The organism is Cypionkella sp. PAMC25878, assembly GCF_058135695.1.
This window is the reverse complement of the sequence record NZ_CM176871.1, coordinates 631216-644484: the sequence shown is the minus strand read 5'-3', so window position 1 is coordinate 644484 and position 13269 is coordinate 631216. Positions and strand designations below refer to the sequence as shown.

The window sequence follows — 13269 nt, the reverse complement described above, 5'->3', positions numbered from 1 at the left end:
TGATCGTTCAACAAGAGGATAGCATGACGCAAATTCAAACCGAGTTCCCGCATCAGGTGCAGATCGTCGAAACCCTCTGGGTGCCGTTGCCGGATGGCACGCAGCTGGCGGCAAAGCTGTGGCTGCCCATTACCGCACTGACGGAGGCGACTCCGGTTCCGGTGCTGCTGGAATACCTGCCATATCGGTTGCGCGACGGCACCCGCACCCGCGATCAGGGCCTGCATATGTATGTGGCGGGGTATGGCTATGCCTGCATCCGGCTGGACATTCGCGGCACGGGCGACTCCGAGGGGATCATCACAGGCGAATATACCGAGCAGGAACAGCTTGACGGTGTCGCCGCGATAGAATGGTTGGCGCAGCAACCGTGGTGCGATGGGCAAGTGTCGATGATCGGCATTTCTTGGGGCGGCTTCAATGGCTTACAAATCGCCGCCCGTCAGCCCGCTGCGCTGAAATCTATAATCACCGTGGGGTCAACCGACGACCGCTACGCAACCGATATTCACTGGGTCGGCGGCTGTCTTTCCAAAGACAATTTCGACTGGTCCGCCACGATGTTTTCCGGCAACGACCTGCCGCCTGATCCGCAAATTGTCGGTGAGGCGTGGCGCGCAATGTGGATGCAGCGCATCCAAGCCAACCAGCCGTGGATCATCGAGTGGCTGCGCCATCAGCGCCGCGATGATTACTGGAAACAGGGTTCGATCTGCGAGGATTTTTCTGCCATCACAATCCCGGTCTATGCCATCAGCGGCTGGGCCGACAATTACTCCGAAGCCGTGCCGCGCCTGCTGGCGAACCTGACAGGCCCCCGCCTTGGCCTGATCGGCCCTTGGGCGCACAGTTACCCGCACGAAGTCACTGTTGAGCCCGCCATCGGCTGGCTGCAAGAACTGGTGCGCTGGCTGGATCATTGGACCAAGGCCATCGACACCGGCATGATGGATCAGCCGATGTATCGCGTCTGGATGCAGGACCATGTGCCGCCGCAAACCTGCTATCTGGACCGCCCCGGTCGTTGGGTGGCTGAAGACATTTGGCCCTCACCCCGCATCCAACCCGAACGGCTAACCCTTGGCACGCACGGCGTTCTAGGTGGCACGGGTTCCGGCACCCAGCACATCTGCTCGCCGCTCTGGGTCGGTCTGACTGCCGGAGAAGTCGGTCGCTACGGCAAGGATGCCGACTGGCCCACCGATCAGCGCGAGGATGATGGCGGCTCGCTGGTATTCACCACCGCCCCTCTGCTTGAGGCCAAAGAGCTCCTCGGCGCGCCACAACTGCACTTGCGCTTTTCCAGCGACAAGCCCCAAGCCCTTGTCGCCGTTCGCCTGAACGATGTCGCCCCCGATGGCCGCTCCACCCGCGTCGCCGTGGGCCTGTTGAACCTGACCCACCGCGACAGCCACGAACACGCCACCGCCCTCACACCCGGCCAAACCTACACCGCCACCGTCGATCTGGACGATATCGCCCACGTCTTCCCGCCCAGCCATCGCATCGCCGTGTCGATCTCCACCGCCTACTACCCCATCGCCTGGCCCTCACCCGAACTCGCCACCCTCACCATCCACCTCGGCGAAAGCCACCTCGAACTCCCGGTTCGCCCCATACGCCCCGAAGACGCCGCCCTCCCTGCCTTCGCCCCACCCATTCGCGCGCCGCAAACCCAGCACACCTATCATCCGGTCGAAAACCCACCCCTGCGCCGCGTCACCCGCGACCTGCTATCGGGCAAAATGACCGTCGATTTCCCGCGATGGACCTATTCCAAAACCATGCCTGACATTGCCCAGACCCAAACCGCCACCGGCATCATCAGCCATGAAATCATCGACGGCGACCCGCTCTCTGCCGTCACCCTCACCGATTACCGCGTCACCATGCAGTTCCCTGAAACCGCCATACATCACCATTCCACCGGGCGCATGTCCTGCACCGCCACCCATTTCCGCGTCGAGCAGACCCTGAAAATCCACGAAGCCGACACCCTGATCTTCGAGCGCACCTGGGATGAGGAGATCGCGCGTGACATGGTCTGACCGATGCTGACCTATGCCATCAAACGCATCGCCCTCGCGGTGCTGATCCTTTTTGTGGTCATGCTGGCGATGTATGGCATGGTCTTTCTCGTCCCCGGCGACCCCGCCAGCGTTGCCCTTGGCCCCCGCGCCACCCCTGCGCTAAAGGCCATGCTGACCGAGCGTATGGGCCTAGACCAACCCGTGGCCGTGCAAATCTGGCGCTTCTTTGCCAATGCGGCCCAAGGCGATCTCGGCATCGACGTGTGGTCCAAACGCCCCGTGCTTGACCAAATCTTAGAGGCTTTCCCGCAAACCCTGCTGCTCGGCACCGTCGCCCTCGCCTGGGCGCTGACCCTCGGCATCACCCTTGGCGTGCTGGCCGTGATCTATCGCGGCACGATGATCGACCGCGCCCTCGGCCTCATCTCAGTGAGCTTCATCTCAGTGCCCTCCTTCGTTGTCGCGATCTACCTGCTACTGATTTTCGCGGTCTGGCTGCAATGGCTGCCCGCCATCGGCGCAGGCAAAGCAGGCGATATTCCCTCACAAATCAAGGCTCTAATCCTGCCCTCACTCGCCGTAGGCGTCGGCTGGGTCGGCTATCTCGCCCGCATGGTGCGCGCTTCGATGCTGGAAATCATGGGAGCCAATCACATCCGCACCGCCCGCGCTTTTGGCATCCCCGAGCGCAAAGTCGTCACCCGCTATGCCCTGCGCCTTGCCATCGTCCCCACCATTTCGGTGATCGCCGTCGGCCTCGGCAGCATTCTGTCCAGCGCGGTCTTTGTCGAAACTGTGTTCTCGCGCCCCGGCATTGGCACCCTGATCACCGGGGCTGTGTTCAAACGCAACTATCCCGTGGTGATGGGCACCGTCTTGGTTACAACCGCCTTTTACCTTTTGGTGATCACCTGCGCCGACCTGCTGATTGCCAAGCTAGACCCAAGGGTGCGCGATGCGTTGGCCCGTTAACACCCGTGCGCTGCGCGCCCTGATCCGCGATCCGATGGGCTTGATGGGCCTGATCCTTGTCGCCCTGTTCATCCTGATGGCCATCGCCGCGCCGATCCTTGCGCCCTATGACCCGCTTGCATTGGATGTCCGCGCCAAACTGCAATCCCCCAGCCTTGCGCATTGGCTTGGTACCGATCAGTTGGGCCGCGATACCCTGTCGCGCATCATCTACGGCGCACGAACCGCGCTCACAATCGCCCTCACCGCCATCGGCCTTGCGGGCAGCATCGGCATCCTGCTGGGCCTGATTGCAGGCTACGGTCCGCGCTGGCTGGACGCCGCCTTGGTGCTGATCTTCGACGCGCTGAACTCCCTACCGATGATGATGTTCGCCCTTGCCATCATCACCGTGCTTGGCCCCGGCACCGGCACGCTGATCCTCGTCGTCGTCCTCGTCTCAATCCCCGGCTACGCCCGCCTGATCCGGGCGCAAACCCTAAGCCTCCGCAGCGCCGATTTCATCGTGGCCGAGCAAGCCATCGGTGCCAGCACCCCCCGCATCCTGCTGATGCACCTGCTGCCCAACGTGTTCGGCCCGCTCTGTATCGTGCTGTCTATGGATATCCCCGTGGTGATCATGCTCGAGGCTGGCCTCAGCTACCTCAACCTCGGCGTCAAACCGCCAACCCCGTCATGGGGCAACATCCTCTATGACGGCTACACCGCCATCCGCACCTCCAGCACCCTTGTGATCGCAGCTGGGGCACCCCTCGTTCTGGCAACGCTCGGCTTCACCTTTCTTGGCGAAGGCCTACGCGACGCGCTAGACCCCCGCTTTGCCACCGCGAGGCCGCGATGACCGATCCTCTGCTCGAAATCGACGCCCTCAGCATCGCCTACCACACCGACCATGGCCGCCTGTCAGCCCTGCGCGGCGCCAGCCTGATCGCCCGCGCCGGAGAAGTCATCGGCATCGTCGGCGAAAGCGGTTGCGGCAAATCCACCTTGGCCGCCAGTGTGATCAACCTGCTGCCCCCCGCCGCAGAAGTCACCAACGGGGCCGTCAGATACAAAGGCCAAGACATCCTGCGCCTTCACCCCGAAGCCCAGCGCGCGCTACGCGGTCAAGACATCGCGATGATCTTCCAAGACCCGATGACCGCCTTCAATCCGGTGCTGACGATGGGCGCGCAACTGGTGGATTTCCAACACGCCGCCCAAATCCCCCGTGCCGAGAAACTAGCCCGCGCCCGCACTCTGCTGGCCCGCGTCGGTATGCCCGACCCCGACCTCACCCTGCGTCGCTACCCACATCAACTGTCGGGCGGGATGCGCCAGCGCGTTGCCATCGCCGCCGCTTTGCTAATGAACCCCACCATTCTCGTCGCCGACGAACCCACCACCGCGCTGGATGTGACGATGGAGGCGCAGATCATCCACCTCCTCCGCGACCTGCGCCGCGACTACCAAGGCGCGATCCTTGTGATCACCCACCACCTTGGCGTCGTCGCCGAACTCTGCGACCGGGTCTATGTGATGTACGCGGGGGAAGTGGTGGAAGAAGCGCTCGTCGATGACCTATTCCACGCCCCCCTCCACCCCTACACAAGCGCCCTGATCGCCTGCGATCCCGGCCACTTCGAACAAGCCACCCCGATCCTGCCCACCATCCCCGGCCGCCTGCCAGACCTACGCAATCCGCCCATCGGATGCAGCTTTGCCCCCCGCTGCCCCATCGCCAGCGAGATCTGCGCCACCCCACCGCCCCGCATGCAAATCTCGCCCACCCAATCCGCGCTCTGCCACAAAGCCGGGGGGCGCCCATGACCCTGCTCACCGTCCAAAACCTTGCCCTCGACCTGCCCCTGCGCGGTGGCATCCTCTCCGCCCTAAACCCCAAATCGCGCCGCAGCCTGCAAATCTTCGCCGACATCTCCTTCACCCTGAACCCCGGCGAAACCTTGGGCCTTGTCGGCGAATCGGGTTCCGGCAAAACTACCCTCGCCCGCGCCCTCTTGGGCCTGACCCCCATCACGCACGGCACCATCCACTTCGACCAAGCCCAGCGCAGCACCCCCGCAGATTTCACCGCCATGCGCGCCACCACCGCGATGATGTTCCAAGACGCCATCGCCTCGCTCTCCCCCCGCATGACCATCGGCGCGCTTCTGGCGGAACCGCTGACCATCCACGGCCAGCCCGCACCCAAAACCAAAGTCGCCGAGATGCTGGCCCTCGTCGGCCTCCCCCCCGATTTCGCCAACCGCTACCCGCACGAACTCTCCGGCGGCCAAGCCCGCCGCGTTGGCGTCGCCCGCGCGCTGGTGCTGAACCCCAAACTGGTGATCGCGGACGAGCCCACCGCGGGCCTCGACGTCTCGGTCCAAGGGGAAATCCTCAACCTGATGACCGATCTGAAAACCCGCCTAAACCTCAGCTACCTGATCATCAGCCACAACCTTGCGATGGTCCGCCATGTCTCGGATCGCGTCGCGGTGATGTATCTGGGCCGCCTCGTCGAAATCGGCCCCACGCGAGCCACCTTCGCCCACCCCCTGCACCCCTATTCCCAAAGCTTGATCGCCTCGGAACCGCTACCGGACCCGCGTAAGCGCCGCCAAGACCTTGCGATCAAAGGTGAAATCCCCAGCTTGCTCAACCGCCCGAAAGCCTGCGTCTTCCAGAGCCGCTGCCCGCTCGTCCAACCCATCTGCCGCACCGACCCCCCCACCTTACGCGAAATCAGCCCCACCCGCTTCGTGCGCTGCCACTTCGCCCAACCTACAGGAGCCCTAGCATGACCCAATGGCGCACCGACCGTCGCGGTTTCCTGCAAACCGCAGGCGCAGCCCTTGCCGCCCTCACCCTGCCCGCCAAATTCGCTTGGGCGGCAGAGGGCGACACCCTGCGCATCCGCGCGACAGCCGATTTCCAATGCCTTGACCCCAAAGGCATCATTGGCGAACTCGACGAAATCATCCCCCGCTGCACCCAAGTCGCCCTCGTCCGCTTGGGCGACATGCGCGACGGCAACAAATGGCAGCCTTGGGGTGCCGAGAAAATCGACTGGATCGACCCCACCAAAATCGGCTTCACCCTGCGCGAAGGCCTGCAATGGTCGAACGGCTTCGGCCCCGTCACGCCCGAGGATGTAAAGTTTTCCTTCGAACGCATCGCGGGCAGCGACTCGGCTTGGGCCTACCAATTCGAAAAACTCGACCATGTCGAAGTCATCGACGCCCGCTCTGGCATCATCCACCTGAAAGAGGCCTTCGCCCCCTTCATGGTGATCGCGCTGCCCTATTACGGCGGCAATATCATCTGCAAAGCCGCCACGGAGAAAGTGGGCGGCAGCTACACCACCGAAGCCCCCGCCGAATGTGGTCCCTATCGCTTTGCCGCGTGGGAGCAGAATCAGAAAGTCACCCTCACCGCCAACCCGGATTGGACGGGCCCGAAACCCGCGTTCTCCATTGTCGAAATCTACATCGTCACCGACGATCAGGCCGCCCAACTGGCCTTCGAGGCTGACGCGTTTGATTTCACCAAACTCGCCGTCAATGCCACCGCCCAGATCAAAGCCGCAATGCCCGCCAACTCCACCCTGATCGAGGCGCAGTCCACCCGCTATTCGTGGCTGGTGATCAACCAGAACGCCGAGCCGCTAAAGGATATCCGCGTCCGCCAAGCCATCCAATACGCCTACGACAGCGACGCCGTGCTGCTGGGCGCTTACGACGGCCTTGCCACCCGATCGACCGGAGTTGTTCCCCCAACCGGGCCCTTCGCCCGCGCCTCCAACCTGATCCCGACCCGCGATGTGGAAAAGGCCAAGGCGCTGCTGGCCGAAGCTGGCGTGTCCGATCTGACCCTGACCCTCGTGGCGCTGACCGACAGCACCACCCAAGCCATCGCGCAGATCTTCCAGGCCAATATGGCCGAGGCAGGCATCACCATTGAAATCCAGCCCACCGAGGACGCCGCCTATTGGGCCGCAGGCGACAAGACCGCCGGCGATGGCTATAAATCCTTGGAACTGGCGCTGATGAATTTCGCGGGCGGCATTGATCCGACCGAGAACCTTGTCTGGTTCCGCCCCGATCAGATCGGCATCTACAACTGGGCATTCTTCGACAGCGCCGAGTTTGAATCGCTCTATCAGCAAGGCCTGACCGAACAGGATGAGGCCAAGCGCAAAGCAATCTTCAACAAAATGGAGGATTTGATGGAAGCCTCGGGCGATTTCATCTTCATCTGTTTCGAGCCTTACATCGCCATCCATCACAGCACTATCAAACCGGTGATCATGGCCGATGGCCACCCCGACCCGGTGATGTTTACCAAGGCTTGATCCCTCCTGCCCAATCAGCGACACATCCGGGCCGGGATAGCTTGGCCCGACCCTTCAACAAAGGCGCGCGATGACCACCGCCACAGCCCCCAAATACACCCGCCTGACCTCGGCAGAACGCTCTGCCAGTTTGATTCAGGCCAGTCTGGCCTGCCTTGCGCGCGGCGGCATCCTTGAATTCACCATCGACAACATCTGCAACGAGGCAGGCGTGTCGCGCGGCCTGATCACCCATCACTTCAAATCGAAAGACGGCCTCTTGGTCGCCGTCTACCGCACGATGTATGAACGCCTGCACTCGGGGCTAGAAACGCCCAATCCGAAGAAATCGCGGCTTCTGGCCATCATCGACGCCATGTTCGCGCCCGAGTTTTTCAGCCGCGAAGAATTGAACATCTGGCTCGCCCTATGGTCAGAAATCGTCAACAACCCGGCTCTGAAACGCGAACACCGTCGCCAATACACCCGCTATCGGCGCGATCTGGAAATGGCGCTGGCCGAAGTTGCCACCGCGCGCGGCCTGAATGTCGATGTAAAATCACTCGCGCAAATGCTGATCGCGTTGGTGGATGGCTTGGGACTGGAGCGTTGCATCGAGCCGAAACTGCTCTCTCCCAAAGCCGCCAAGCAGATCTGCGTCTCCACCTTGGAATTGGCTTTGGGGCCGCTGTAACCTGCGCATTGCGATTACCCGCGCTTCACGCTGGCGGTCACATAGTTGCAGGACAAATCCCGCGCGGAGGTTGACCATTTCCAACTGACCGGATTGAACACCATGCCTTTGCGATCCACTGGCTCCAGTCCGGCCTTGCGGATCAGATCGTAAAGCTCGTCCGGCGTGATGAACTTCGCCCAGTCATGCGTGCCTTTCGGCAGCCAGCGCATCACCCATTCCGCGCCGACAATCGCCATCACAAAGCTTTTCGTATTGCGGTTCAGGGTCGAACAGAGCATCAGACCCCCCGGTTTCAGCAACTGCTGGCACGCCGTCAGATAGCCCTGCGGATCGGCGACATGCTCCACCACTTCCATGTTGAGAACCACATCAAACTGTTCGCCGGCGGCGGCCAAATTCTCGGCCGTCGTATGGCGGTAATCAATCGTCAGCCCCGATTGCGCGGCATGAACCTGTGCCACCGGAATGTTTCGCGGCGCCGCATCCGCCCCCACCACATCCGCCCCCAGCCGCGCCATCGGTTCCGACAACAGGCCACCGCCGCAGCCAATATCAAGGACTCGCAGGCCCTTAAACGGCATAGCCTGCGTCAGATCGCGGTCAAACTCAGCAGCGATCTGCGCCGTGATATAATCCAACCGACACGGGTTCATCAGATGCAACGGCTTGAACTTGCCTTCAGTATCCCACCATTCTGCGGCCATCGCTTCAAACTTGGCGACTTCGGCGGGGTCAATCGTGTTGGTCTGGCTCATCGGAACTCCTTGCACGCCGGGCGGTGGTGGCGCAGTCTAGGGGCACTATATAGGATGAATATGGACCACAGATCAGGGCAAAAGCGCGCGCACGACTATCTTTACCCGCAGGTCGAACCGTTCGATCAGCGCGTGCTGGATATGAGCGACGGTCATCGGATTTATGTCGAGCAATGCGGGTGCCCGGATGGCATCCCGGTGCTGGTGTTGCATGGCGGACCGGGGGGTGGCTGTAGCCCGGCGATGCGGCGGTATTTTGATCCGGCGGTGTATCGGGTTATCTTGTTTGATCAGAGAGGGTGTGGGCGGTCACGCCCGCATGCCTCGGTCGAGGACAACACGACATGGCATCTGGTCCGCGATATCGAGGTGATCCGCGCGGCGATGGGGGTGGAGCAATTCATCCTGTTCGGCGGCAGCTGGGGCGCGACTTTGGCGCTGATCTATGCGATCTCGCATCCCGACCGGGTGCGGCATCTGGTGCTGCGGGGAGTGTTTCTGGCGACGCGGGCCGAGTTGGACTGGTTCTACGGCGGCGGCGCGGGGGCGTTTTATCCTGATCTGTGGGCGCGGTTTGTTGCACCGATTCCGGTTGAGGAGCGTGATGATCTGATCGCGGCCTACAATCGCCGGCTTTTCGGCGGCAGTCTGATCGTGGAGACTCAGGTCGCGCGGATCTGGTCGGGTTGGGAGAATGCCCTCGCGTCCGTCTCGTCAGAGGGGTTCATCGGCGGGGAGGGTCCGGCGGATTATGCGCGGGCTTTTGCACGGCTGGAGAACCATTATTTCGTCAATGCCGCCTTCTTGGAATCCGACGGCTGGATCCTGCAAAATCGGCACAAGATCGCCCATATCGGTGCTGATATTGTGCAGGGGCGGTTTGATATGATCTGCCCGCCGGTGTCGGCCTCGAAGCTGGCGGCGGGCTGGGATAAGGCGCGGTTGAAGGTGGTGCCGATGGCGGGCCATGCCCTGTCAGAACCGGGGATATCCGAGGCTTTGGTGGCGGCGATGGATGCTTTGCGGGACCGGTCCCAACTCGGGACCAAATAGAACCTTTGCAAATCAATGGCTTGACCTTGCCGCGTTAAGACACTTTTAACACTTCCCCCCGATGAGGCCCATATGATCGACTTTGCTGCTTTCCTTGCCCTTGCCAATACCCCGCTGGAAGCTTTCGCGCCCAAAGCCACCAGCTTTGAGGGCAACCAGCAGGAAGCCTCTGTTGCGCTGTTCACTTCCGCCGATGGCCGGGTGGAAATCGGCGTCTGGGAATGTACGCCGGGCCGCTTTACGGCGGATCGCAGCGCGTCGTCGGAGTTCTGCCATTTCATCTCGGGCCGCATCGAAATGACCCATGCCGATGGCAGCAAAGTCCAGCTTGGCGCCGGCGACGCGATTGCGCTGCCGCTGGGCTGGAAGGGTGAATGGCGGGTGATTGAGCATGTGCGCAAGTTGTATGTGATCATGCAGGGGTAGTGTAACGCGGGTTTGGGGTTCAACGCCGACAAGACCGGATCAAGTCTTTGATTTAGAATCAAATTTGTTATGTTTCCCTAGTATCTCCTTGGATTCAAATAGATTTTCTGTGGATAAAGTTGCGAACTTCGCAAGTTTTGTATTGCTGGAAAACTTCCAAAATGCATAATGAAAAGGCCCGCAACATACGGGCCTCTCCGTTATCTTTGACCTTCACCGTCCAAAGTTAAAGGTCATTTGCTTAGGCTTCGGAAAGCGACGGGTGTGCGCACAAACGTGCTCCCGTCGTCCGCGTCGAGTGCGATTGTATTGGCGAACCAAAACCATCACGGCCTCCTTTTTTAGCGTCACCGAACTCGCTTCGGCAGCGACTTGGGACGGAGCGCCCCAAATTTCGTTTACTCCTCCTGACTCCTTGCCCCTGTATAATTGGAACAATTGTCGTACAGACTAAACTCCGAGTCGTTGCTGCATCAACGGATTTCTTACACTTATACACTAGATTTTGTGCTTGACCTGCTTGAGCGTGCTACTTTCGGTTACACGCGTTTGTGATTAATAACCTAGAGTACTCCAGTCGTTCGCCAGGCCGCAGTATCGGGGTTCTAGATGGCTGGCCCGCTGTAGTTGGAGCAACTCTCCTCCTCGCATTGTCCTTGCGTCGAACTACATTTCCGCCTATATCCCCTGTAACAGCTGCTTCCGGGTCCAAACCTGAAGCTACCGATCGTCACACGCGGGCCTGTTGGCCCGTTTTTTGTTTTTGGAACATCATGTCTGATCTGATTGCCAAAACCGCTATGGATCGCCGCTTGGCCGATATCGTCACTCCGGTGATCGAAGGGCTTGGCTTTGAACTGGTGCGGATTCGTTTGATGGGCGGGGCGACCCGCACCTTGCAAATCATGGCCGACCGTCCTGACGGCGGGATTGAAGTTGATGATTGCGGTGAGATTTCTACTGCGGTTTCGGCTGTGCTGGACGTGGAAGACCCGATTGAGGAGAACTTCGTGTTGGAAGTGTCCTCGCCGGGGATTGACCGTCCGCTGACGCGTCTCAAGGATTTTGAGATGTGGAAGGGCTGGGAAACCCGCGTCGAAACCACCGAATTGATCGACGGCCGCCGCCGCTTCAAGGGCACTCTGGCCGGGGTTGAGGGCGAGGAAGTGTTGATCGAGATTGAAGAACCGACCGGTACTGTCACCATCGGCTTGCAGTTTGAATGGCTGGCCGATGCCAAGCTGATCCTGACCGATGAGTTGATCACCGAAATGCTGCGGCAGAAGAAAGCCAGCGGCGTGATCGACGAATCAGCCTTTGACGAGATTGAAACATCTGAGGGCGACGAAGAAGACGCTCCAGAACCCACCAAACACTAAGCGGGAGAATTCCGATGGCGATTACCTCTGCCAACCAGCTTGAGCTTTTGCAAACCGCCGAAGCGGTGGCACGCGAAAAGATGATCGAGCCCGAGCTGGTCATTCAGGCGATGGAAGACAGCCTCGCCCGTGCGGCCAAGTCGCGCTACGGCGCGGATATGGACATCCGGGTGAAGATCGACCGCAAGACCGGGCGCGCGACCTTTGCGCGTATTCGGACGGTGGTTGAGGATGATGGCGTCGAGAATCACCACGCTCAGTTGACGGTGAAGCAGGCGAAGGATCACCTGAAAGACCCGCAGATCGGTGACGAGATCATCGACGAAGTGCCGCCCGTTGATCTGGGCCGGATCGCGGCGCAATCGGCCAAGCAGGTGATCTTGCAGAAGGTCCGCGAAGCCGAGCGTGACCGTCAGTATGAAGAATTCAAAGACCGCAAGGGCACGATCATCAACGGTCAGGTCAAGCGCGAAGAATACGGCAATATCATCGTTGATATTGGCCGGGGCGAAGCGATTCTGCGCCGTAATGAGAAGATCGGGCGTGAGTCGTATCGCCCGAACGACCGGATTCGCTGCTACATTAAGGACGTGCGCCGCGAAGCGCGTGGGCCGCAGGTGTTCCTGTCGCGGACCGACCCGCAGTTCATGGCTGAATTGTTCAAGATGGAAGTGCCGGAGATTTACGATGGCATCATCGAGATCAAGGCCGTGGCGCGGGATCCGGGTTCGCGGGCGAAGATCGCTGTGATTTCTTATGACAACTCGATTGATCCGGTGGGTGCTTGCGTCGGTATGCGCGGCAGCAGGGTTCAGGCGGTTGTGAACGAATTGCAGGGCGAGAAGATCGACATCATTCCGTGGAATGCCGATCAGGCGACCTTCCTGGTGAACGCGTTGCAGCCGGCGGAAGTCTCGAAGGTTGTGATCGACGATGACGCGGGCAAGATCGAAGTCGTGGTGCCGGATGAGCAACTGTCGCTGGCGATTGGTCGCCGGGGTCAGAACGTGCGTCTGGCCAGCCAGTTAACGGGCTTGGACATTGATATCGTGACGGAATCCGACGAATCCGCACGCCGTCAGGCTGAGTTTGCTGAGCGCACCAAGCTGTTCATGGAATCGTTGGATATCGACGAGATGATGGCGCAGTTGCTGGTATCGGAAGGCTTCGCGAACCTCGAAGAAGTCGCTTACGTTGAGGCGGACGAACTGCTGTCGATTGACGGCTTCGATGAAGGCACGGCGGGCGAGTTGCAGGCGCGGGCACGGGATTATCTGGAAGCGGTCAACACCAAGGCTATGGAAGCTGCACGGGCGTTGGGCGTTGAGGATTCACTGGTTGAATTTGAGGGGCTTACTCCCCAAATGCTGGAAGCGCTGGCGAAAGACGGCATCAAAACGCTGGAAGACTTCGCGACCTGCGCAGACTGGGAATTGGCGGGCGGCTGGACCACGGAAAATGGTCAGCGCAAGAAGGATGAGGGCGTTCTGGAGAAGTTTGACGTTTCGCTGGAAGAGGCGCAAACTTTGGTTATGACCGCCCGCGTGATGCTGGGTTGGGTTGATCCGACTGAACTGGCCTCGGCCACGGAAGAGGTCGACGAAGACGCGGAGGCCGAGGCCTGATTTAGGCCTCGGGGGATTAC

General features: G+C 60.7%; 12 protein-coding genes. 11 read left to right on the top strand and 1 reads right to left on the bottom strand.

The genetic code is table 11. From position 1 onward, the window contains the following. Positions 1-23 precede the first annotated feature (23 nt). The 7 genes from ACS5RD_RS02990 to ACS5RD_RS02960 all read left to right on the top strand — a co-directional run bounded on the left by ACS5RD_RS02990 (position 24) and on the right by ACS5RD_RS02960 (position 8008). Entirely contained in the window at positions 24-2048 is a 2025-nt protein-coding gene (locus ACS5RD_RS02990) for a CocE/NonD family hydrolase (RefSeq protein WP_489929924.1), read from the top strand. A gap of 3 nt (positions 2049-2051) precedes the next feature. Then, the gene (locus ACS5RD_RS02985; RefSeq protein ID WP_489929923.1) at positions 2052-3002 is read left to right on the top strand and encodes an ABC transporter permease; all 951 of its coding nucleotides are present in this window, start codon (positions 2052-2054) and stop codon (positions 3000-3002) included. Then, entirely contained in the window at positions 2986-3843 is an 858-nt protein-coding gene (locus tag ACS5RD_RS02980; RefSeq protein WP_489929922.1) for an ABC transporter permease, read from the top strand. Before ACS5RD_RS02985 ends, ACS5RD_RS02980 begins: the two co-directional genes overlap by 17 nt. Next, positions 3840-4811: an ABC transporter ATP-binding protein gene (locus ACS5RD_RS02975; RefSeq protein ID WP_489929921.1), complete on the top strand. Its 972-nt coding sequence runs from the start codon at positions 3840-3842 to the stop codon at positions 4809-4811. The genes ACS5RD_RS02980 and ACS5RD_RS02975 overlap by 4 nt, the downstream gene beginning before the upstream one ends. Continuing rightward, positions 4808-5785 carry an ABC transporter ATP-binding protein gene (locus tag ACS5RD_RS02970; RefSeq protein WP_489929920.1) on the top strand — a complete coding sequence of 326 codons (978 nt, stop codon included), beginning with the start codon at positions 4808-4810 and terminating at the stop codon, positions 5783-5785. Before ACS5RD_RS02975 ends, ACS5RD_RS02970 begins: the two co-directional genes overlap by 4 nt. After that, entirely contained in the window at positions 5782-7335 is a 1554-nt protein-coding gene (locus ACS5RD_RS02965; RefSeq protein ID WP_489929919.1) for an ABC transporter substrate-binding protein, read from the top strand. Before ACS5RD_RS02970 ends, ACS5RD_RS02965 begins: the two co-directional genes overlap by 4 nt. Before the next feature lie 70 nt (positions 7336-7405). Beyond that, the gene (locus tag ACS5RD_RS02960; RefSeq protein WP_054006708.1) at positions 7406-8008 is read left to right on the top strand and encodes a TetR family transcriptional regulator C-terminal domain-containing protein; all 603 of its coding nucleotides are present in this window, start codon (positions 7406-7408) and stop codon (positions 8006-8008) included. A 14-nt stretch (positions 8009-8022) separates the two neighbouring features. On the opposite strand, the gene ubiG is transcribed toward ACS5RD_RS02960, so the two are convergent. Then, positions 8023-8766: a bifunctional 2-polyprenyl-6-hydroxyphenol methylase/3-demethylubiquinol 3-O-methyltransferase UbiG gene (gene ubiG / locus ACS5RD_RS02955; protein WP_054006709.1), complete on the bottom strand. Its 744-nt coding sequence runs from the start codon at positions 8764-8766 to the stop codon at positions 8023-8025. 60 nt (positions 8767-8826) lie between these two features. Between ubiG and pip the strand changes: the two genes are divergently transcribed. The 4 genes from pip to nusA all read left to right on the top strand — a co-directional run bounded on the left by pip (position 8827) and on the right by nusA (position 13249). Beyond that, on the top strand, positions 8827-9819 hold the full coding sequence (pip, locus tag ACS5RD_RS02950) for a prolyl aminopeptidase (protein WP_489929918.1): 993 nt from the start codon (positions 8827-8829) through the stop codon (positions 9817-9819). 72 nt (positions 9820-9891) lie between these two features. Continuing rightward, a complete protein-coding gene (locus ACS5RD_RS02945; protein WP_489929917.1) occupies positions 9892-10245 on the top strand; it encodes a cupin domain-containing protein in 354 nt (117 codons plus the stop codon). 773 nt (positions 10246-11018) lie between these two features. Beyond that, entirely contained in the window at positions 11019-11624 is a 606-nt protein-coding gene (gene rimP / locus ACS5RD_RS02940) for a ribosome maturation factor RimP (RefSeq protein WP_426032269.1), read from the top strand. A gap of 14 nt (positions 11625-11638) precedes the next feature. Further along, a complete protein-coding gene (nusA, locus tag ACS5RD_RS02935) occupies positions 11639-13249 on the top strand; it encodes a transcription termination factor NusA (protein WP_054006713.1) in 1611 nt (536 codons plus the stop codon). Positions 13250-13269 lie beyond the last annotated feature (20 nt).